The sequence below is a fragment of the Agaribacterium haliotis genome (assembly GCF_002312815.1).
GTDB classification, from domain to species: domain Bacteria; phylum Pseudomonadota; class Gammaproteobacteria; order Pseudomonadales; family Cellvibrionaceae; genus Agaribacterium; species Agaribacterium haliotis.
The window spans coordinates 1-22,281 of record NZ_NKQJ01000022.1 but is presented as its reverse complement, the minus strand read 5'-3'; the positions used below and the strand labels follow the sequence as shown (position 1 = coordinate 22,281).

19 protein-coding genes are annotated in these 22,281 nt (G+C 49.5%); 7 read left to right on the top strand and 12 right to left on the bottom strand.

Translation table 11 applies throughout. From position 1 onward, the window contains the following. Positions 1-191: 191 nt before the first annotated feature. The 3 genes from CFK45_RS17915 to CFK45_RS18410 form a co-directional block, all read right to left on the bottom strand. Entirely contained in the window at positions 192-434 is a 243-nt protein-coding gene (locus CFK45_RS17915; protein ID WP_143247647.1) for a hypothetical protein, read from the bottom strand. 724 nt (positions 435-1,158) lie between these two features. After that, positions 1,159-1,491 (bottom strand): hypothetical protein, encoded by a 333-nt coding sequence (locus CFK45_RS17905; RefSeq protein WP_096087824.1) that lies wholly within the window; start codon positions 1,489-1,491, stop codon positions 1,159-1,161. A gap of 125 nt (positions 1,492-1,616) precedes the next feature. Continuing rightward, positions 1,617-1,940 (bottom strand): hypothetical protein, encoded by a 324-nt coding sequence (locus CFK45_RS18410; protein WP_143247646.1) that lies wholly within the window; start codon positions 1,938-1,940, stop codon positions 1,617-1,619. Positions 1,941-2,701: 761 nt separating this feature from the next. Between CFK45_RS18410 and CFK45_RS17895 the strand changes: the two genes are divergently transcribed. Continuing rightward, positions 2,702-3,673 carry an integron integrase gene (locus CFK45_RS17895; protein ID WP_096087822.1) on the top strand — a complete coding sequence of 324 codons (972 nt, stop codon included), beginning with the start codon at positions 2,702-2,704 and terminating at the stop codon, positions 3,671-3,673. Positions 3,674-3,730: 57 nt separating this feature from the next. Here CFK45_RS17895 and CFK45_RS17890 read toward each other — a convergent pair whose 3' ends face one another. Then, complete coding sequence (locus tag CFK45_RS17890; protein WP_096087821.1) at positions 3,731-7,459, bottom strand: PQQ-dependent sugar dehydrogenase; 3,729 nt, start codon at positions 7,457-7,459, stop codon at positions 3,731-3,733. Between the two features lie 425 nt (positions 7,460-7,884). Here CFK45_RS17890 and CFK45_RS17880 point away from each other — a divergent pair, with 425 nt between their 5' ends. Then, entirely contained in the window at positions 7,885-9,588 is a 1,704-nt protein-coding gene (locus tag CFK45_RS17880) for a mechanosensitive ion channel family protein (RefSeq protein ID WP_096087819.1), read from the top strand. A gap of 237 nt (positions 9,589-9,825) precedes the next feature. On the opposite strand, the gene CFK45_RS17875 is transcribed toward CFK45_RS17880, so the two are convergent. The 6 genes from CFK45_RS17875 to CFK45_RS17850 form a co-directional block, all read right to left on the bottom strand. Continuing rightward, positions 9,826-12,789, bottom strand: a complete 2,964-nt coding sequence (locus CFK45_RS17875) for an adenosylcobalamin-dependent ribonucleoside-diphosphate reductase (RefSeq protein WP_096087818.1) — start codon at positions 12,787-12,789, stop codon at positions 9,826-9,828. 380 nt (positions 12,790-13,169) lie between these two features. Next, positions 13,170-14,576: an SAM-dependent methyltransferase gene (locus CFK45_RS17870; RefSeq protein WP_096087817.1), complete on the bottom strand. Its 1,407-nt coding sequence runs from the start codon at positions 14,574-14,576 to the stop codon at positions 13,170-13,172. 183 nt (positions 14,577-14,759) lie between these two features. Further along, positions 14,760-15,590: a DUF1365 domain-containing protein gene (locus CFK45_RS17865; protein ID WP_158224760.1), complete on the bottom strand. Its 831-nt coding sequence runs from the start codon at positions 15,588-15,590 to the stop codon at positions 14,760-14,762. Then, the gene (locus CFK45_RS17860) at positions 15,587-16,855 is read right to left on the bottom strand and encodes an NAD(P)/FAD-dependent oxidoreductase (RefSeq protein WP_096087827.1); all 1,269 of its coding nucleotides are present in this window, start codon (positions 16,853-16,855) and stop codon (positions 15,587-15,589) included. Before CFK45_RS17860 ends, CFK45_RS17865 begins: the two co-directional genes overlap by 4 nt. A 23-nt stretch (positions 16,856-16,878) precedes the next feature. Next, positions 16,879-17,712 (bottom strand): SDR family NAD(P)-dependent oxidoreductase, encoded by an 834-nt coding sequence (locus CFK45_RS17855; RefSeq protein WP_096087815.1) that lies wholly within the window; start codon positions 17,710-17,712, stop codon positions 16,879-16,881. Further along, the gene (locus tag CFK45_RS17850) at positions 17,709-18,263 is read right to left on the bottom strand and encodes a nuclear transport factor 2 family protein (protein ID WP_096087814.1); all 555 of its coding nucleotides are present in this window, start codon (positions 18,261-18,263) and stop codon (positions 17,709-17,711) included. The genes CFK45_RS17855 and CFK45_RS17850 overlap by 4 nt, the downstream gene beginning before the upstream one ends. Before the next feature lie 197 nt (positions 18,264-18,460). Between CFK45_RS17850 and CFK45_RS17845 the strand changes: the two genes are divergently transcribed. From CFK45_RS17845 to CFK45_RS17830, 4 genes are all read left to right on the top strand, one after another. Further along, complete coding sequence (locus CFK45_RS17845) at positions 18,461-19,075, top strand: sigma-70 family RNA polymerase sigma factor (protein ID WP_158224759.1); 615 nt, start codon at positions 18,461-18,463, stop codon at positions 19,073-19,075. Between the two features lie 10 nt (positions 19,076-19,085). Further along, positions 19,086-19,838, top strand: a complete 753-nt coding sequence (locus CFK45_RS17840; protein WP_096087812.1) for a ChrR family anti-sigma-E factor — start codon at positions 19,086-19,088, stop codon at positions 19,836-19,838. A 146-nt stretch (positions 19,839-19,984) separates the two neighbouring features. Beyond that, the gene (locus CFK45_RS17835) at positions 19,985-20,470 is read left to right on the top strand and encodes an NAD/FAD-utilizing enzyme (RefSeq protein ID WP_096087811.1); all 486 of its coding nucleotides are present in this window, start codon (positions 19,985-19,987) and stop codon (positions 20,468-20,470) included. 105 nt (positions 20,471-20,575) lie between these two features. Then, entirely contained in the window at positions 20,576-20,887 is a 312-nt protein-coding gene (locus CFK45_RS17830; RefSeq protein ID WP_096087810.1) for a hypothetical protein, read from the top strand. A gap of 397 nt (positions 20,888-21,284) precedes the next feature. Here the strand turns inward: CFK45_RS17830 and CFK45_RS17820 are convergent, their stop codons facing one another. Together CFK45_RS17820 and CFK45_RS18535 are read right to left on the bottom strand one after the other, a co-directional pair. Then, the gene (locus tag CFK45_RS17820; RefSeq protein ID WP_096087809.1) at positions 21,285-21,584 is read right to left on the bottom strand and encodes a hypothetical protein; all 300 of its coding nucleotides are present in this window, start codon (positions 21,582-21,584) and stop codon (positions 21,285-21,287) included. Between the two features lie 18 nt (positions 21,585-21,602). Then, positions 21,603-21,758, bottom strand: a complete 156-nt coding sequence (locus CFK45_RS18535) for a hypothetical protein (protein WP_158224758.1) — start codon at positions 21,756-21,758, stop codon at positions 21,603-21,605. Between the two features lie 209 nt (positions 21,759-21,967). On the opposite strand from CFK45_RS18535, the gene CFK45_RS17815 reads away from it, so the two are divergent. Beyond that, positions 21,968-22,281, top strand: a 314-nt coding sequence (locus tag CFK45_RS17815) for a transposase (RefSeq protein WP_204378509.1), incomplete at its 3' end; no start/stop codon positions are given.

Below are 22,281 nucleotides of genomic sequence, written 5' to 3'. Positions count from 1 at the left end.
ATAAGTCACCCCGGATTAACTTATCGCATTTTATCAACATACAGGGAAGGAAATGAGTTTTTCTACAGTCTCAACGCCGTTATAACCGGCCGGAACGGAGTTGTTTAAAGTGTGCTATTAAAGCACACTTTAAACGACGCAGTGGAGGTCCAGCCAGCTTGCTGGCGGTGGTTGATAACTTTGTTATGAATTTACGCGGCATAGATTGTAACCTCTAGGGAAACACCGTATTTAGCCGCGAGTGAAACCAACTCTATGGGAAACGAATATGACTGAGCTGGTGCGATATTTAACCAAACACCAAAATCGAGACACAGATCTAAGTGTTCGTTAACCGTGATTAACTCGCTTAGATTGCATTCATCCTCAGAAAGAAACTCAATTGCTTCAGATATTTGTTTCTGGAAGTTTTCATCTTCGTCGCTAACCGTCAAGACGACCTCATTTGAGTCATCAGCGTGGTCTATCCACGATGAAGGAAATTTGTTAATCCCATCAATCCTTAAAACGCATCCTGCCAATCGAGGCTCCTTGATTCATAACGCTGCGCTTTGGGGCCGGAGTGGAGTTGATTTGGTTGTGGTAGCGTAGCGTTAAACCACAACCGAAGCAACGGAGCGGAGGTCCAGCACGCTTGCGTGCGAGCCAAGAGCGCTTTGTTAGCTATCGCTGCACGATAATATAATTAGCGTTAAAGTAATTTGGATCAGCATTACATGATCCTCGAAACTGAACCTTTTTTCCTGCCATATACGCAGCTAGGCCAATTGACATTATTTTGTCTCTACCTAATACACTGTTGGTTATCTGTATGTATGTTGGTTGGCAAGTAATTCCTCCAGCACTCCGAGCGCTCCATTTACCATCCGTTAGAAAAAATAAGAAATCCGCCGAGCCATTATAATTCATTTGACGAATTTCAGCCCAGTCCGTGTCGTCGGCGTAAGAATTTGAAATCAATAACAGGAAAGCGGCTGATGTGAATAATCGTTTCAATTTGTCTTCTTCTCGATAGTTGGTTTTGATTGCTAACGCCGCTATGTGCGGCAAACTTTTTGGTGATTGTTTTGTGCTAACGTAGTGGCCAGCACAAAATCAAGCGCCGGAAAGTTTGTCCAGCCCAGCAACGCTGGGCGAGGCACGATAGCCTTGTTAAGTTTACTGCAAACACAAATCACCAAAACCCCAAATAAAAGTACCCACAATTATGGTGATGTGAGAAATTAATGCCTGCTTTTGATGCCACCGAGATGGCTCTAAATTGGGTATACCGGTGTTGCCGCAGACCGCAGCCCCTTGACCACGAAGACTTTGGTATAAGCGCATCAATTCGGATTTTAATAATGCATACTCACTCATAACGGCCAGTAAAACGACAATTGAGCCGAAGCGGGCAAATAGATCCGATGCGATATAGATACCTAAAAGCAACCCTATAACTCCGAATACCCAAGAAGCAATTAGACACTGAATTGGGAACCTTTCATTCATATGCATCTCTCCATGAAACTTAACGCTCGCCTAAATTGACGGAGTGGAGTTGATTGTTTTGTGCTATTCAAGCACAAAACAAGCGACGCAGCGTAGGTCAATTTGAGGTGCTTGTTAGTGGATTGCTACTTACGAAATAGAAAAAGTGAGTTGTTCGTTTCATCCATGGTCGGATTTCCACCCAGACAACCATGGGTTCTCAGCACAACATCAGATCCACTAGCGGATGCAGCTAGAGCAAGACTTAAAATATTCTTTATATCTGGATGAGATTTAGGAATATCAATTCGATTTCCAGTGCACCCAGGCTCTGGTATTTCATCATTCACTATTATAAGTAGCGTGCCGTTTCCGTATATACCAGTTTCTAAGACTTTCGTTGTAATAGCATCTGTTGCAAACGAAAAGGGCGATAATACTAATAAAGCCACAAAAATTATATTTTTCATAATCTATCCTAAATACACACTAACGCCCTAATAACGGGCCGGAGTGAGTGGATTGCGTTGTGCTATTAAAGCACAAAAGCAAGCCACGCAGCGGAGGTCCGAGGCCGCTTGCGGCCGGGCGTTGATTAGTTTGTTATGCATTTGAGAGCCCAGATAGTAGCCCAAAAAGTGTAAGTACGATACGTATCGGCTTGAACGATAACGAAAGTGCAAAAGCGGTGATGAAAAAGCTTATAGAATGAGGTTGAGAGATACCCAGGTTAATGATTACTGCCACAGCTATGGAAACCAGGCAACATACTTGGAGTGTACTGGTCGGAATTGAATCTAGTACGTTTTCTGATTTGGTAATGAAAAGAATTATTGAACAAGCTAACAGCGGTACCCATAGGCCAATTGTATATAGCCCTCCAAGGACCAGAAGGATAGATAGAAAGAAGCAGATCGCCGATAGAAATCTCGGCCTAATTTTCATTTCCCTCTGAAGCTTCATCCTCTTAAAAAGTACCTAGGTTAGTTTTGATGCATAACAATATTATTAAGTAGAAAAGTCCATATTAAAACACGGAACCCTCCATACTTCACTCACTTTAGCTAGTACTCACTCCCAACTAGGGCCTCGAAAAATCTAACTCTACGCCATACCGGCCCAGCAAAACCCCGGGAAAGGTGGAAAATTCCATATTATTTTATACATGACTTTACAGGCCGCAAAACACTGTCTATACATACAGCATACGTAGTAGTTTTCTGAGGCGAATATGCCGTCTGATTTCTTAAAAAGTGTTAGCAAACACATGTATAAACGGCGTTATTCGAAGCGCACGATAGAGAACTATGTTATCTGGATCAAACGCTTTATCAACTACCACAACAAACGCCATCCCAAAGATTTAGATCAATCGCATATTGAAGCCTTTCTAAGTTTTTTGGTGCTGGAGCGCAACGTTGCTGCGCAAACACAGGCACAGGCGTTAAACGCTATCGCCTACCTTTACAAAGATATCTTAAACTCCCCCCTTACCATGGAGCTTAATTTTGTAAAGAGCTCCGCACCAAGAAAACTACCCGTCGTTTTAACGGTGGCCGAAGTCCGAAGCTTTTTAGAAGCCGTTTCACCGCAGTTTCAACTGCCGTGCTTTTTGCTCTATGGCAGTGGTCTTCGGTTGATGGAGTGTGTTCGCCTTCGTGTTCACGACTTAGACTTCGATTATAACTGTATACGTATTTGGAACGGCAAAGGCGGTAAACATCGTATGGTAACCCTCGCGCCAGAGATTAAAACTCGCCTCAAACAGCAAATAGATCTCACCCGCTCTTATTGGGTTCAAGACATAAACCAAGCCCGCTTTGACGGGGTTTGGTTGCCCTACGCACTTCGCCACAAATATCAGCACGCCAATAAAGAGCTAGGCTGGCAATATTTATTTGCGTCTTACAAGCTAAGTACGGATCCGGAAACTCAAAGCTTGCGACGTCATCATATCGATGAAAGCTCACTGCAAAAAGCCATTCGCGCTGCGGCAAAAAAAACCAATATTAATAAAAATATAACTGCGCACACATTACGGCATTCATTTGCGACCCACCTATTACAAAACGGAGCCGATATACGTACCGTGCAAGATCAACTCGGCCATGTTGATGTACGCACAACACAAATTTACACTCATATTTTACAGCGCGGGGCAAACTGTGTTCCCAGCCCACTCTCTGCAGCCTTTCCACAATAAGCAAGGTAATAAAAAAGGGAGCCAAAGCTCCCTCAAATTACTGCTACTCAAACTAACCTATTGGCAGTTATCAAGCGCCATGGCATCTATCCACTGTGCCAGCAGGTTTGCACCTTCTGTATCCGCTACGGTTGAAGCAATGGGTGGCATTTGGCCACTGTCTCGCTGGTGCATGCGCCACCAGATACTTGATGCATCGTGCACACCCGGTTTTATTAATGCCTCATCTGGATACGCCGTTACCGGTGAGTGCGGCGCCACATTGCAAAGGCCTTTATCAGCCATGGCTACATGGTAGCGTGCATCCCAGGTGCTCTGCCCCATTGATCCCGGCCCGCGGTGGCAGCTTGAGCAGTTAACGTGCACATAACTTTCTCCGCGAATAGTTAAATCGATACTTTCATCATTAATATCAGGGAAGGCCTGTTGACGCTCGGTGTTACCGCTGATCATGCCCAGTGCTAGCAAGGTATCGAACTGATTGGCGCTACGGTCTGTCGACGGATAATAATTCTCAACATTCATCTGTCTGGTTTCGGGCCCGAGCACATAGTTCGAGGTCTCGCGGTGGCACTGTAAACAATCACTCTGAGACGGGTAACCCCACACGTGGCCATCACTTAAGGTTGTTTGTTTGCCTTCAGCTGGCACTAGGCTTGCGGTATTTTGATCCGTCCACTCATAGGTGTAAAAACCATAGGTGCCGTCGTTGTAGCGCACAACAAAACGCGTTTCAAAATAATTGCCATCGTTCCACTGAAAGTGCTTGATTAACACCCCACCCGGAGGTAAAGACCATTCACCGTCTGCATCAATATCCATGCTTGTGCCGTTGGGCAGTGCTAACCAGCGCGATTTAAGCGCGCCGTCAGACCAAAAATTTTGTGCAACACTAAACGGCACAACACCTTCAGCTGGAAGCGGCGGGTTGGCAATGCTGGCAAAACAGCCGGTATCCATCATATTTTCCGGCGGGCCTTGCACACTGGCGCCACCGGCAGGGCCAATTTTATAAATAGCCGTAGCCGCAGGGTTGCTAAAGCTCAGGCTAATCACGTACAGCTCGCCGGCATTATCCTGAACAAACGCGGCGGGGAAAGGCGCAGGTGCAACGGAAAATAACTCGTCACGTGTTGCGCTTGCGCGGTCGTAGCTGTAGATCATGCCGCTTTGGAAATCCGCAAAAATATACAGGCCGTAGAGCTCGGGCATCGCACTGCCGCGATAAACAAAACCACCGGTAATCGAAGAGCCTAAACCACAGCCTTCACCGTTGTGATAAAAATATTCTGGTGCTGTGTTTTCGCCGGCGCAGTTACCCGGCCCACAAATTAAACCTTCCCAGTTTGGCCAGCCGTAGTTCGCGCCTTTTTGTACGATGTTAATTTCTTCATAACACTCTTCACCGACATCACCAACCCAGAGCTCGTCTTGTACACGGTCAAAGCTCATGCGCCACGGGTTGCGAAATCCATAGGCCCAGACTTCATTGCCAAACGGGTTGTCTGATGGAATCGCGTAACCGCCATCGCCACCGCCGTCTACATCAATACGAATAATCGTACCTTTTTGCTGGTTTGGGTTGCCGATGGTATCGTTTTGTTTGTCATCACCCACACTCATGTACAACATGCCATCTGAGCCGAAGGCTAAATTGCCGGCTTTGTGTTGGTACTCGTATTGCGGCAAGCGCCATAAAATTTGCTCATTGCTTGCGCTTGTCGCATCAGCGTTGGTTGTAAAACGGCTGATGCGGCTTTCCCAGGGGCTGCTATTTGACATATAACTCACGTAAACATAGGGCTGGGCTGGCCAACTAGGGTGAAAAGCCATCGACCAAAGCCCGCCTTCTCCGCCGCCTTCTATCGAATGACTTAAGTTAATAAACGTCGAAGTACCGCTTGCAGCGCTATTGGCACTAATGCGTTTAATTAAACCGCCGCGCTCAACAACATAAAAATCGCTGTTAACATCACCCGGCTTTTGCGCAACAAAAATTGGGTTTTGCAAACCGGCATTTGCCCAGACTCGCGTTAATTCATAACCCGCAGCGTCCTGCGGTGCATCGCCGGCCAAGCAACTTAAATTATTGGGGCGGCTATCCAGGCCAAGTAAGGCGCCTTGCGGAACAAGGGTAAATTTATCGGCGTTCCACTGCCAGGCGTTGGCGGCGCCAGCGCTTAACAAACGCAAGGTGTAAATTCCGTCGCTCTCAATCACTAAGTTAGTGCTAATACTATTGCTCTGGAAATTATCCCAGCCGCCGGTATTGCTAATTGCTGCGCTTGCAACACTGACACCGTCGAGCAAAAGCTCAACGCCCGCATTGGCATTTGGAGACGCAGCATCAATATTAACGCGATAGCGCCCGGCGATTAGTTCAACACTGTAATCGGCATAGTCGCCGGTTTGGTTCCAGTTGATCGCAGCAGAGCCATTTGGCGCGCTGTAAGTTTGAAAACCATCGTGCGCACCGCCGGTAGCAATAAAATCTTCAGCCTCAATAACAACCGGCACCGGGCTTGGCGCTGAGCTCGGGCTGACACTTGGCAGCGGGCTTGGAGAGGGGCTCGCGCTCGGCAGCGGGCTCGGCGAGGGGCTTGGGCTCGGAGAAGGGCTTAGCGATGGACTTGGGCTCGGCGACGGTATCGCTGAAGGGCTAGGCGACGAGCTGGGCGAAGGGCTGGGCGAAGGACTCGGCGCGGCGCTTGGCAAAACACTCGGCGACGGGCTGGGCAGCGCAGCGCCAACCACCGTCAAATTTAATTTATCAGCGTTCCACTGCCACGCATTGGCTGCACCGACACTAATAATACGCAGGGTATAGGTGCCGGCCTCGGTGATAGAAAAACTGCGGTCAAAGTCCTGGCGCTGAAAATTATCCCAGGCGCCGGTATTTGCCAAAGCAGCGCTGGTCAGCAATTCATCGCCTATCCACAGTTCAGCACCGATGCCTGTCAACGGGCTGGCTGCATCTATGTTTGCGCGGTAAGTCGCAGCACTAAGCTCGAGCTGATACTCGGCCCAATCGCCCGTCTGGTTCCAGTTTATGGCTGCGCCGCCATCGGCGGTTGTATAGGTTTGAAAACCGTCGTGGCTGCCACCTGTGGCAATAAAGTCTTCAAGTTCAAGCGCAAGCGACTCGGCCGAGGCCAACGGGCTCGGCATTAACGAAGGGCTTACATTTGGGCTGGGCGACGGGCTCGGTGACGCTTTAGGAGAAGGGCTGGGTAAAGGACTCGGCGATGGCGCCGGCGAAGGGCTGGGCGAGCTGCTTGGTAACGAGCTTGGCGAAACGCTCGGCAACGGGCTCGGCGCAGCCAGCAAGGTAAAATGCAGCTTATCGGCATTCCACTGCCAGGCATTGGCGGCGCCCTGCCCCATAATGCGAACGCGATAACTGCCATCACTCAGTACAATTAACTCGTCAGTTAAATTAAATTCAACAAAACTGTCCCAGCCGCCTGTATCGATTATCGGCGTTGTGCCCAGGCTCTGCTGCTCAACAAATAACTCGAGCCCGGCACCGGCGACGGGCGTGCCCGCTTCAATGCTTACCGCATAGGTGCCAGCACTAAGCTCAACATCGTAGTCGGCCCAGTCGCCGGTTTGGTTCCAGTTAATTCCACGCCCCCCGGATGGCAGGTCGTAGCTTTGAAAACCAGCGTGCGTACCGCCGGTGGTGATAAAATCTTCAGTTTCTATTGTTAATGCTTGAGCCTGAGCGCCGATATAAATCAGAGCAATCCCCGCGGCGAGCCTTAACTTCCCAGAAGTAAGTTCCATAGCCTTTTTCCATATTTAAAGCTGCTCTCCATCACAGATGCACACGCAAATACCCGCCTTTGCAGGTAGCAAAAGCCAGAAAAGAGTGGAAATGTGTTTTTTAGAATTATTGGAGAGGTCGCGCCGGGCTTCTCCGACAACATATCTGAGCACGAAACGCATCAAACATCAGCAAGCCAAGAACAGCGGCGACAAAAAAGATTATATCGGTGACAAATAAAAAGTCATTGGCTAATTTTTTTGCATAATAATTCTCGCGTCGGAACAATTATTTAAAAGCCATATTTTCACTTAGCCATGAAAACGCTAATATGAAGTTCTTATCGTAATCGAAAAGTCTTCAATCTTTGGTAGTACAGCGGAGCAAATTGGTGGATACATTGTTTAAATTGGGCCGATCCACGCGGTTGATAACCCACAGTTTAATGATCTGTTTGTGTTTACTTTTTTTTACAAGTTTAACAGCGCTTGCCGATTCGCTACCCGACGCGCCAAGCAGCCAGAGCGAAAAAGTTGAGCCCGAGCCCAAAGTAGAGCAAGCGCAAGCGGTCTTTGACGAAGCGTTTTTTGCAAGGCTTGCCCAGCGCAAACAAGATTTAAAACAAATAAAAAAGCAGCTAAGGCGCAGCGAAGGCAATGCCTACGATGTGGTGATCGAGCGTTTAAAAAATAAAGATCGCGCCATCGTCAAAAGCATCGACGACAAACTCAAGCGCCTGATTCAGATTCACGCTAACGACAAACTCAAGCCCGATGAGGCTGATCTCGCAGCGCTGCCCAGTGTCTATGCCGAGCTTGAGCAAGCTCTGAAAAACATCAATGAGCTTATTTACGACGAGCTCAATCGCCAGAGCAAAGACGACGACCCAATTGTGCAGGCCCAGGCCTATGCCAGCATCGAATTACTGTGGACCGAGCTCTATGAAAACCAGCAGGCCACCATCAACGCTTTTCACTATGCCGATGTGCTAGAACTCGACATCGATCAACACCGCGTCAAGTTCCGCAAAGAGCTCAGCAACCAAAGTGAAACACTGTCGGCGGCGCTAAGTGTATCGATGCGCAAAGTCGAAGCGCTGCGCATCAGCCAATCAATGGTACCGGAAAACAAAGATATAAAAACCAAGTTAAAAATTGCCGAAAAGCGCGTCAACCTGCTTTCTCACCACTTAAGAGAGATCAAAACCGCTTCTGAAGAACTCGGCATGGATACCTCCAAGTACGATCAACAGCTGCTGCTTGCAACCGGCCAAATCAGCACCACCACCTTCGATAAAGACGTGCTTCTGGGCCTGTTAAACCAGGCCATCGACAGCGCACTAAAAAGCAGCATTGAAGAGGGCCCCGGTTTTGTCTTTAAACTTATCCTACTGATTTTGATTGTTTTTGTGGCCTACAAACTCTCATGTTTGGTGCAAAAAGTAACTGAGCGCGCGCTGCGCAGTAATGCGGTACACCTTAGCTACTTACTAAAAAAAATGATCTCGGCTTCTGTGCGCAACGTGGTTTTATTGATGGGCGTGTTAATCGCCTTAAGTCAAGTTGGCATTTCCCTAACTCCGGTGCTTGCCGGTCTCGGCGTCGCCGGTTTTATCATCGGCTTTGCCCTGCAAGATTCGATGTCCAATTTTGCTTCGGGCATGATGATTTTAATCTACCGCCCCTTTGATGTTGACGATGTTGTCGACGTGGGCGGCGTTATCGGTGTTGTAAAAAAAATGAGTTTGGTCAATACCACCATTCACTCTCTCGACAACCAAACCTTTGTTATTCCCAATAACAAGATCTGGCAAGATACAATTAAGAACTTAACCAACCAGCACGTGCGCCGGGTAGATATGATCTTTGGCATTAGCTACAGCGACGATATCTTAAAAGCTGAAAAAATCTTAAACGATATTCTCGAAGAGGATGAGCGCATCTTGCACAAACCCGAACCCCTTGTGCGGGTGCACGAACTCGGCGACTCGTCCGTCAACTTTATTGTGCGCCCGTGGGTAAAAACCGCCGACTACTGGGAAGTACACTGGGCCACCACCAAAGAGGTCAAACTGCGCTTTGATCAACAGGGCATCAGCATTCCTTTCCCTCAGCGCGATGTGCATTTATATCAACACACACCGGAATAACTATTGTCAGCATCCAACAACTAACAAGCGGCAGTGCAACGATCAATCGCCAATTAAAAACGCAAGCCGACTTGAAGACTTAGGGCGCAAGTATGATGCCACCTGTCCTCGGTTGCTTGCGCCCGGAGAGGATGAAGTTGCCGCGCTCAGCTGAATTCCGTTCTGGCTTTTGCTTTAACATGTCTTGCTCGCAACCGCTCAACCAGCAGCATCATTTTAAGTACGCCCAGCCGGCTCTTAACCACAGGCGCCGATATGGCCACAGGCGGTACAAAAATCGCAGCCATCGCGTTTAATAACCGCCGCTTGCTGGCACTCTTTACAGATTTTTCCGGCCACAGTTAAATTGGCGATATTTTCAGCGCCGTAGCTGCGCGGTGCGTCGAGATTAAATAAGCCCAAACCGTTAACCGGGTACCCCTGTTTGTCAAGAATACCGTGCATGCTGTAGCGGTGAATTAACAGGCGCGCGATATAGGCAACCGTCGATGGCTGCACGGCTTGTTTTTCGCTGTTCGGCACCCGCGCTAAAAAATCGCCCTGAGCTTCGGCTAAGTCTTTTAAACCGCGCAGTTTTTTGCCTATCCAGGCCGGGTCTATCACGCGCATATCCAGGCTTAAACTTTTGGTCAAGCCGTTCAACTCTAAGGGGTAAACACCAGAGAGCCAAACACTGTAGGGGCGGTGGCTGCCATCTGGCATCACACATTCTTTAACAAACATCGCAAAGTCGTCGCCGGTGGCCGGGTTATAAACATCAACCGTCCACGACAAGGTGCCGTCGACACCGCTTTTGGGTTCTTTGCGGCTAAACATCGCATCGACCAGCGGCGTTGCCGAGCCCGTTTTCGAGCTTGTATTTTCAGGCTCTGCAGCGTCGTTTGCGCGGGCGTCGCTAACGCCTGTATCAAATGCGCCAAGCTCTTCGCAGCGGTGTTTGACCAAGCTTGCCAGCGCACTAACGCTGCCTGCCACCAGGGTTTTATTGCCATTTGGCATCGTCATTTCAAAGGGAATGGTTGGTGTTCTGGACAGCGAATCAAGTTTTATTTTTAACCATTCGCGGTCTTCACTGCGCATATCCATCGACAAATTTTTTGCCAGCGCCGCCATGCCGCGCGGCAGGTTGTCGCCATTGACCCAGACTTCAAACGGGTGCGCACGGCCGTTTTCCATATGGCTGACAAATACCGCAAAACGGTGCTCGGCATTGTCGATCACATAGGTCATGCTCGGTGTGCCGGCGGCGATGGCCGGCCGGTGGGCCCAGCGCAAGGTCGCCAGGCTAATATCCGGCGTTTCGGCCAGGCGCAGTTTTCTGTCGGGCTCACTCTGATCTAAATCCTGCCCGCTGCTATCGGCACTATCAACATTGTCAACGGCCAGTACAGAGCCGAGCACATCGTTGGGCCGATAGGTGGTAATACCTTTCAGGCCGTGTTTCCAGCTGTTTAAATACAGCGCTTTAAAATCGGCAAAGGGGTAATCTGCCGGCACATTCACGGTCTTGCTAATCGATGCGCAAATATAAGGCTGGATCGCCGCCTGCATCAGCATATGATCGTTTGCGCTAATTTCCAGGGCGCTGACAAAAGCCTCCGGCAACTTATCTAAATCGCCACCGAGCTCGCGATAGACTCGGTAGGCGTGATCTTCAACTTGGTATTCGGTTTTTGAGCCGTCGGCTTCGCGCTTTAAACGTTTGTAGAACCAACTAAAGGCAGGCTCCAGCCCATTCGAGCAGTTGTCGCCAAAGGCCAGTGAAATCGTGCCTGTCGGGGCAATGCTCAACAGGTGGGAGTTGCGAATACCGTATTTGCGAATAAGCGCACGAATATTTTCCGGCAGGCGCTTGGCCATGCCCGAGGCCAAATATTTATCGGCAACAAATTTAGGGAACGGTGCTTTTTCCCGCGCTAAATCTACCGAAGCAAGGTAGGCCGCATCGCGCATGCGCCGGGTTAAATCTCCGGCCCACTCGCGCCCGGCTTCACTGTCGTAACGAAGATTAAGCATAATCAGCGCATCGCCAAGGCCGGTAAAACCTAAGCCTATGCGGCGCTTATCCGCGGCTTCTTTGGCTTGCTCGGGCAGCGGCCACGCCGTTGCATCAAGTACATTGTCGAGCATGCGCACCGCGGTTGCGGTATTTTGACAAAACAGTTCGTAGTCAAAACTTGCCTCTGCACTAAAGGCATTGTTTACAAACTTAGTTAAATTAATACTGCCCAGGCAACAGCAGCCGTAGTCGGGAATTGGGATTTCGCCGCAGGGGTTGGTCGCTTCAATTCTTTCGCAGTAGTGCAGGTTATTTTCCTGATTAATTCTATCGAGAAACAGCACCCCGGGTTCGGCGGCATTATAGGTATTCTCCATAATGACATCCCAAACTGCCGCCGGGTTTATTTTTTCATATACCCACAGGCCATCGTCGCGCTGATAGGCGCCGCCGGCTTTTACCTGTGCATTGGGCTCAGATTTATGAACCAGCTCAAAGCTGTTGTTGTCGAGCATACAGCGCATAAATTCATCGCTAATGCCAACGGATATATTGAAGTTATTAAGCCGACCCGCTTCTTTTTTGGCGCTGATAAATTTTAATATATCGGGGTGGTCACAGCGCAGCACGCCCATTTGTGCACCGCGGCGCGAGCCGGCCGACTCCACCGTCGAGCAGCTCTGATCAAACACGTGCATATACGATACCGGCCCCGAGGCCGAACTTGCCGTACCAAGCACCAGTGCGCCCTCGGGGCGAATCGAGCTAAAATCGTAACCGACACCACCGCCGCGGCGCATGGTCTCGGCCGCCTCGCGCAGCGCGTGATAAATACCGGCTTTGCCGCCTTCGGTGCTCGAAATTGAATCGCCAACCGGCTGCACAAAACAGTTAATCAAGGTGACATTTTTTATACCGGTGCCGGCGGCGCTGTTAATGCGGCCACCGGGGATAAACCCCTCTTGCAGGGTTTTAAGAAATTGCGGTGCAAGCTTTTTGCTGTGTTTTTCCTGCTCGGCCAGGGCTTTGGCAACACGCTGGCGAATCGCCGCCACCATCGCCGCGCCGTCGAGTTTTTGCTCTTCGCCTTTGGCGTACTTTTCGCGCAGCACATCGAGGCTGACCTCTTGCCACTCATGCTCGGCCACTAACTGTGTTTTAAGCTGTTCACTATTGGCTACTGTTGTTTCACTGGTTGTCATAAATCGCCTCGCCCCCGAACTTTTCTGACATACTTTCAGGCACATTTACCTGTCAGGCAGCCGAGCCTAGAAACTCCAGGAAAAGAGCCTTGCCAAGCCGCATATCTGTTGTGATTACATCGCCCGCCGCCGCTGACTAAAAACAAACAACTAAAAGAAAGTAAATTAAAGAGCTGCACAATATCTATATCTAGTAGTTAAACGACGGGGCCGGAACGATAACACACCATATATAGTGGGTCACACAAAGATATACTACTAGAGATTGATGCAGATCAGTACAAACGCAGCTGCCAAAATTGGGTTATAACAGGAAGGTTTTTTATACCCCGCTTTCACAGCAAGCAGCGCCCGCGCCTGCCAACGTTAGCGGCAGGCGCTTAATACACCGCCTGCGCACCGGGCTGGCTATAGTCTCGGCACTTGCTTTTGGCAAATAACAGCTGAGAGGTGTGAATAACACGCTCGGCAAAACCCGCTTCGCAATAACACAAATAAAATTCCCAAAGGCGAATAAAACGATCGTCAAAACCCAGGGCTCTGACCTCGGCCAGGCGCTTAAAAAAAGCCTCGCGCCAGTCGGCCAGTGTGCGGGCGTAGTGCAAGGTAATATCTTCTATGCCAACGCAGTGCATATCGCTATTATCGGCCGCTTTGCTAAGCAAACACTGGTTGCTCGGCAGGCAGCCTCCGGGGAAGATATAGCGGCGAATAAAGTCGCTGTTATTTTTCATTTTTTCGTAGCGCTGATCACCGGTGCAAATGCTCTGAATCAACATCAGGCCGTCGTCTTTTAACAGCCGGTTCAGAGTTTGAAAATACTCGTTGTAATACTGGTGACCAACGGCTTCTACCATTTCAATCGAGACGATTTTATCAAAGCGGCCCTCTAGTTCGCGGTAGTCTTTGTTTAACAGAGTAATTTGTTGCTCGAGACCGAGCTCGGCAATTTTCTGTTTGGCGTAGTGGTACTGGGCATCGCTGATGGTCGTGGTGGTAACATGGCAGCCGTAGTTCTGCGCGGCGTAGATGGCCATGCCGCCCCAACCGCTGCCGACTTCAAGCAGCGTCTCACCGGCTTTTAGCTTTAGCCGCTGACAGATATGCTTGAGCTTAAACTCGGCGGCCTCAGCCAGGCTTGACTCGGGTTTGGGATAAATCGCCGAGCTGTACATCATTTTTTTATCGAGAAATAACTCAAACAGCTCATTGCTTAAATCGTAGTGGGCGAGAATATTCTTTTTGCTGCCGAGCAAGCTATTTAGGCGGCTGCGCTCTAGCAGGTTATTGAACTGCCTGCTAAAGCTGCTAAATACGCTGTCAAAATTATTTAACTGCCGCTGATTCTGCAGGATCAAACGTATCAAAGCGAGCAGGTTGTTACAGCGCCACAGCCCTAAAATATAAGCCTCACCGGCGCCGGTGCTGCCGGCAAAGACAATATGATTGTAGGCGCTAAAATCATCTATCCATACTTCCACAGCAGCAGGCTGGTTTTTTTCCAAAGCACTCTGATCGAAAGCGCTCTGATCGAACGTACCCTGATCGAAAGTGCTCTGATCGAAAGTACCCTGAGCAGAAGTTTTAGAACCATTACTAACAGCATCCGGCGCACCAAAACGATAGCTCTGCCAGGCCTGCCCGGGCTGCGTTCGCTCGTGCAGCAGCAGTGCGCCGTTTTTAAGCTGGCCCAATTTTTTAAACAACAGGTGCCGAGCTAGGCGCTGCAGCGTTTTAGTTTTGCCTGTTTGGCTTAAATCGCCTGCATTTAATGCTACGGATTTCATCTTGCTCTCGCTCTATTCTCGCTCTTTCTTGCTCTGTCTTCTGTTACGACCTTTGTTACAAGGCTTGTTACAACTTTACTTACGTTTTTTAAGTTCTGATACACGTTTTTATAACTATCACTATTGCGCTTTGTATTGTGTTCATACACCTAAAAAAACACAAACTATTTGGCTTTTAAACACTCAAGCTCGCTGCCCCTGCCCAGATTTACCCAGAAAAGGCACGCCCTTTACAAACAGCTTTAAGGCTTGCCAGTAAATTCGCAGTACATTTTGCAAGGCCATAAATGGGTGGCGCACAAGCGTCTTGCGTACAGTTTTTGCCGTTAACGCTTCACGCTGTAAGTTAAGCGCTGCGCTAAAAAATGACTCGCCGGCATCGCTTAAGTCTATATTGATTTCAATAGTTTCTCCCGGCTCAGACGAAGACCAGTGATAGTTCATATTGACGTGGTTAAACGGGGATACGGTAAAATCCTTGGCAAAGATCAGCTCAGCGCCATCTCGCTGGGCGTCGTCGAGCTTAAGCACATAGGCCCTGCGCTCTAGCCACGGGGTATTGCTCACCTCGGCAACAATGGCTCTAAGTACATCGCCTTTATCAAAGCAGTAATACGTCGTCAGCGGATTAAAGTTAAAACCCCAGCTGCGCCAACTACTTAACATGCGCACCGGGCCGTCAAGCTTTAAACCGCACTGCTGTTTAACTGTTTTTAATACACGCTGTTTTACACCCGGCGCCCGGCCGTGAAAATCGCGCTCACAAAACTGCAGCGCAGCTAAGTGTTTTTTTGATAAAAAAGACGAGCACTGCAGTACTTCGTCAATTTCATCGAGATCAAGATAGATCATATACAGCGGGTAAGAAAAACTGTGGTGCTTGGGCGAGCGCCGCTCGTGCCAGAGCCTGCCGCGATACAGGGCGCTGTTTAATTCGCCGGGCGCTTTGTTTAAGCCCTGCGCCGTGTTGCCCGCAACAGACCACGTCGCTTGCTTGGCCTCCGTGTATTTCAAGCCTGTGACTCCAGTTCTATACCAAGCGCCGCCGCCACACGCTGGGCGCTGACCAGGGCATCCTCGTGAAAACCGTTGGCCCAGTATGCTCCAGCATAAAAAGTGTGCTGAACACCGTTAATCTCGGCCCAGCGCTGCTGCGCAGCAATGGCTTTTAAATCAAACTGAGGGTGGGCGTAAGTCCAGCGCCCCAGCACCTTCTGCTGATCAATGTATTTATCGGCATTTAGGCTGACGCAAAACTGGGTCTCGGCCTCAATGCCCTGCAAAATATTCATATTGTAGGTCAGGCACGGCAGGGCGTGCTCTGCATCTTCCGCCTGATCGGCAAGCTGATAATTCCAGCTCGACCAGCAAGCTTGTTGCTTCGGCAACAAAGACTCATCCGTGTGCAAAACCACGGAGTTGTCCTGATATAAAATAGCGCCGAGAACGTGTTGTTCATCGACCGTAGCATCACCGAGTAAAGCCAGGGCCTGATCGCTGTGGCAAGCAAAGACCACTTTATCAAAAATCTGCTCGCTGCCGTCAGCCATCTTCAACACTGCGCCGTCGGGCCGTCGAAGCACCTGGCGAATATTCGCCTGTAAATAAATATGCTCTTTGTAGGCTTCCGTTAGCGGTGCAATATACGAACGCGAACCGCCACAAAGCACTCGCCACTGCGGCTGATCCCTAACTGTCAGCAGACCGTGGTTCGAAAAAAAGCGCACAAAAAACAAAAGCGGAAAGCGCTTCATCTGTTGAAAACTTGCCGACCAAATGGCCGAACCCATCGGAATTAAATACCAGCGGCAGAAACTTTCACTGAAATTTCTCAGGCGCAGATAGTCGCCGAGGCTAATATCCTGGGCAATGCGACCAGCGTCGAGCTCCGCTTGGGCTAAGCGATTAAAACGCAAGATGCCGCGCAACATGGACCAAAACGCCGGGCGCAACAGATTCTTTTTATTGGCAAACAGGCCTTTTAAACCGCTGCCGCTGTACTCGACTTCGGCACTGCTGACACTAAAACCCATGGAGCTAGCCTGAGTGTCGACACCGAGCTTATCTAACAGCTTGATAAATTGCGGGTAAGTGCGTTTGTTGTAGACAATAAAACCCGTATCAATGGCGTAGTCCTGGCCCTGGTGATGAATATCAACCGTCGCCGTGTGGCCGCCCAGGCGCGCTTCTTTTTCAAACAAGCTAACACGGTGTTTTTGGCTTAAATAATACGCCGAGGCCATGCCGGCCATGCCCGAACCGATCACCGCAATATTCAGCGGCGCCTGCGCTTTGTTCCCATTCATAATAATTTTGATTCCGCTAATCGTTTTTGATGCATTTTTGCCGCCATGCGCAGCCAAAGCGGCCCAAGCCAATTGGCTATTTTTAAAGCCGCCCTAAGCGGCCACGGGAAGCTGATTATCGGCCGCCCTTTTTTTAGGCCAAGTAAAATTCGCTCTGCCGCTTGCTCGGCGCTCATTAACCACGGCATAGAAAAATCATTTTGTTTAGTCAGTGGCGTATCAACAAAACCCGGCCTGACAATTTGAAAACTCAAGCCAGCGCCGTGTAAATCAATCGCCAGCGAACGCACACTGTATTCAAGCGCCGCTTTGGATGCACCGTAAGCTTCAGCGCGGGAAAAAGGCAGCAACATCGCCAGCGAACTGGTCACCAACACACGCCCGCGCGCAGCTTTAAGTAGCGGCAGAGCCTGCTTTAAACAGGCCAACTGGGCAAAATAGTTAAGTTCAAAGACTCGCCGATACAGGCCGAGCTCGGCCAGCGGCGCATCGTCGTATTCACAGGTGCCGGCATTTAACACCAACAGATCGAGCTGATCACACTGCGCTTTTAATTGCTGTGCACAGCCGCTTAAACTCTGCTCATCGCAAATATCCACAGCCAGCACCTGAATATGTTTTGGGTAGCGCCTTTTTAAGGCCAGCAATTTGTCTTCACTGCGCGCAGACACAAAAACAAAGTTGCGCCGTTTGGCCAGCGCTTCGGCCAGCGCCAAACCGATGCCGGAGCTGGCGCCGAGCAACCAAATTGTCAGGCCGCTAAGCTCGGCAAAATTAGCCTCGCTACCGGGCTTTTTTTGGCGGCGCGGAAAAAAATCAAAAGCGCTCACGGGGCACCTGTGCCAGCACTAATACCGGTATCTGTCGCTGGGCTGCGCTTATCCGGGCCGCTTTCGACATCCGCTTGCTTTGTGCCGCCGTGCTCAGCTGTATCAGCGCCGTGCTCGGCACCGGTAACAATACGCTTTTTCAGCGCGCGAACCACGGCGCCAATCACTGCGATGCGCTCGTAAAAAAGCTCACCTAAGTCGTAGTAGTCGCGGTGATAACAAATAAGCCCTGTATCATCAAAACGCAAAACACTGACACCTTCGATACTAAAGCGTTTGGCCGAATTTAAGCGTCGGTGGCTTACGTGCATGCGCCACTGAATCGTACAGCAAGCCTGGCCTTCGTCGCAGTGCAAAAAATCAAAGCTGCAGTAGCTAAGCCCTTCGCGGCCGTGCTCAAAATAGCTGCGCAGCTGGGCAATACCGTTTAATGCCAGCAGTGGGTCGATAAACTCAAGCTGCTCGCTGTACAGCTCGTTTAAGCACTGCAAATCGGCGCTGTGGTAGTTGCGATAAAACTCTTTCAGTCGAGGTAAAATCAGGCTAGACATAGGCCCTCCTTCGTTGGCCTTCACTTACGCCGGGCACCGCCGTATGGATGACCTTATATGCAGCAAAATCAAATGATTAGCGATTGCACGGCAAATATTTTTATCGCTAAAGCGCTGATCCATTTTTCCCTTTGTGCCGTACAAGCCACTAACAAGCTCTGCTAGGATAAGCACAAAGCCCAATGTTAACCGTTAATATGAACAATACGAGCGCGAGCGGCAAGCCAGAACATCAGTACTGGACTGGGCTGCTCAGCCAGCTGGCCCAGAAGCCGAACGAAGCGATCTTCGCCGAGCTGCACGCCCACTTTGCCCCGCAGATTCGCGGCTTCTTGCGCAATCACGCCGGCGGCCTGAGCGCCGAGGTCGCCGAAGACCTGTGCCAGGAAACCATGTGCAAAGTATGGTTCAAAGCCAAGAGTTTTGACGCCAACAAAGCCGCCGCCAGTACCTGGATTTTTACCCTGTGCCGCAATGTGCGTATCGACTACCTGCGCAAGTTCAGCCGCAGCGACATACACAATGACAGCTACGAAGAAAAAGAAGAGAAAAACGGCCTGCAGGCCGACGATATCTGGGAGCTTGACGACAGCCAGCCTTTTATCGATCTGTATCAAAGCCGCAACGAAGAGCGCATTCAGCAATCTATGCAAGATATTTCCAAAGAGCAGCGCCAGGCGCTGCAGTTGGCCTATATGCAGGGCCTCAGCCACAGCGAAATCGCCAGCGAGCTCGAACTGCCGCTCGGCACGGTTAAGTCCAGAGTCAGACTCGGGCTTAAACATCTTCAAAACCTGATCAAACACAAGTGAGGTAGAGGTCGTGATTAAGCATCATCCCGACGACAGCATCTTGCTCGAGTACAGCGCCGGCAGCCTCGACCCAGGCATCGCCATTGGTGTAACCGCTCACCTGAACTACTGCCAGAGCTGCCGAGCCAAAGTCAGCCAATTTAACCAGGTAGGCGCCGCCTTATTTGACGAGGCCGCGTTGACACAACAAGCGCCCGAGCCCACAGCTCAAAACCAGAGTGTCGCCGGCGCTGCAAGTGATGAAAACACAGCGTTTGCAGCACTTATGGGCCGTATTCACCAGCAGCAACAACAAAAACAGCACGGACAACACGAGCAGCAACAGCAAATGTCAGCCAGTGCTGCGCCAGCTGCACCGCAGAAAAAATCCAGCGGTGAGTTCCCGCGTATTGTCGATAAACTGCTGCAAAAAACCGGTAAATTGCAGTGGCAGCGTATTACCCCGTCGCTGAAACAGGCGCGGCTATTAAGCGGCCAGAACAAATTTGAAGTCTGCCTGCACCAGATCCGCCGCGGCGGCAAAGTGCCCGAACACGACCATCGCGGCCGCGAAGCCACCGTGGTACTGCGCGGCATGTTTAGCGATGAACTCGGCTGCTACAACGTCGGCGATTTTGTCTGGCGCGAGCCCGGCCAAAGCCACAAACCGGCCGCCGCCCACGACCAGGACTGCCTGTGTTTATCGATGGTAGAAGCGCCGGTGCAATTAAACGGCCTGCTCGGCAAAATCATTAATCCACTGCTAAAAGTCAAACCGGCTTAACTTAAGCCTGTTACAGCCGTTCTAAAAGCGAACTTGGCTTAGCAAAAACAAAACTAACAGCCCAAGCTGCTCGGCCCTGGTAAAAACTACACTGTAAATAGTAAATGCAGTTAGGGCCTGTTAACACTCGCCAAACGAGGTAGCTTATGTCGCAGTTAAAATACCTCACGGATGACATCAGCGAGCTGGACGCCGCCGAGCACGACCTTGAAGCCAACGGCATACCCCGCTCCCATATTCACGTACTCAGCTGCGACGATAAAGCCCTCGCCTCTCACGACCTGCCGCCGTTTTCCGAGTGGGCCAAACGCGACATCGCCTACTACGCCGCCCGCGGTGCGTTTTTTGGCGCGGCCTTTGCCAGCATGATTTTACTTGCCGGCCTATTAATAGGCACCGCCCACGCCGCCGCGTGGTTTGCACTGAGTTTTCTGGCTTTAGGTGTTATGGGGTTTTGCACCTGGGAGGGCGGCCTAGTTGGCGTAACCCAACTCAACCACAAATTTGAAAACTACAAACAAGAAATCGCCCAGGGCGAGCACCTCATTGTTGTCAATGTCGACAATGAAGAACAAGAGCGTGTCGCCCGCTATTCACTCGACTCCCACCCGCCGCTGAGGTTGGTTGAATAAGGCTGCTTGAATTCGTTTTTTGAGATGGGGCAGGCCAATAAAACGGGGTTCGTTTACATTGCCAGAAGCTGTAGAATACTGCGCTGACCTCAATAAGGAACAATGATGAAACGCGCTCTGGCAACCATCGCCCTACTAAGCTCTGCTGGCTTCACTAACGCTGCAGACTACTGCAGTGAAAAAATAACCCAACTTATTTTAGATGCAGGCAATATTAACTTTAAATCGAGTAAAACCTGCGAAGGTTGGTGCCGAATCAACCCTAATTGGAGCGAAGAGCAAAAAAACAGAGCATTTTCTCTTTTATTGGCCGCCCGTGTACAAGATAAGTATATAACCATGCATTGGGCCGACTTAAACAGCAAATGTGAAAAAAAATTAGCGCCCTATAGTTCGCCGAGTGTTTTGTATTTTTAGTGCTTAGAGCACTTTTAACCGATATCAGCCAGTTTCACTGAACGTCTCTTAGATGAATATGAGTACCGCTACACGTAGAATCGTTGTCATTCATATAGAACTTAATTTTCTTACCCCCCATGTAGGCTGCCAGAAGCATTGAGTACACCATTTTGTTGTTCTCATTGTTCTTATCCCACTTTCACTGAACGCCAGCGGGGCATGTTTGATTGCCTACATCCATATGAAACACAAGGGTATCAGGCATATATGTCGGCTCAAGAACAGTCACGCGCCCGTGAAAAGACTGCAAAGCATAGGTATTTACGGCAAACAACGTAAATAGCAATAAAAATAGCAACCTAATAAACATCTAGCCCCCCTTACTTAGACCATTAAAAAACCAAGTACCTTACTGCTAATCCAGATACACGCCAGTCACGATACCTTGACTATTGCTGTTACAACCTGAAATTCGCAGCTGCACCTTGCGATCAGCCATATCTGCAGCAAGCAGCAGAGAAACCATAACATCAAAGCTAATATGGCTCCGCGGAAGAATATATACACCGCCAGAGCAATCTGATTTTTGGTGGTAAAAATACACATGGCCGCTCGTGCTATATACATGTAAGTTCCGCACATAGTCAAACGGCACTGTGGTATCTGCGTGAACCGAGGCGCTAAACAACAAAACAGTTAAAAGTATTTTTTTCATAAACCCTAAAAAAGAAAGCTATTTGGGTAATAGATCCAAACGGGTGAGTATTGGGTTATTGTGTTTATCGTCACAATTGTTAACCCAGCCACCAACGGAAGATCCCGAATGATAGGCGGCCAACAGTGCAGCGTACATTTCCTGAAAGTGTTGATTATCCTTTTTTAAAGACATAGACGACTTATTTTCACAAGGTTCACTCGTTGCAATGCCACCCTGCAGATACACTAAAACCCGCCCCCAATCATGCAAGCTTAACCAAACAACCTTTCCGGACCCAAATTTATTATTTGCACTCACATTAGGCGCACATAAAAAACCAAGTTACCCACGAAAAGTAGACACCCTGTATAGTTATATTTGACCTTATATGGAGGTGTCGTATGGCACGTAAAAAGCATCAACATTACACTGAAGAATTCCGTAAGGAAGCCGTAAAACGATCAGATCAACCTGGTGTAACTCAAGCTGAAGTTGCGAAGGATCTTGGTATTTCAGCTCAGCAGATTTCGAACTGGAAACGACAGTTCAATCGCCTTTCTGATAAACAATTTAATTCGGTGGATGGTATGGATTATTCTAAGCAAGAGAGCGAAGAGCTGCGCCAGCTCAAACGTGAAAACAAGCGCTTGAAAGAGGAAATGGAATTCCTAAAAAAGGTTTCTGTAGATTCAATAGGTCAACGCAACATGTATCC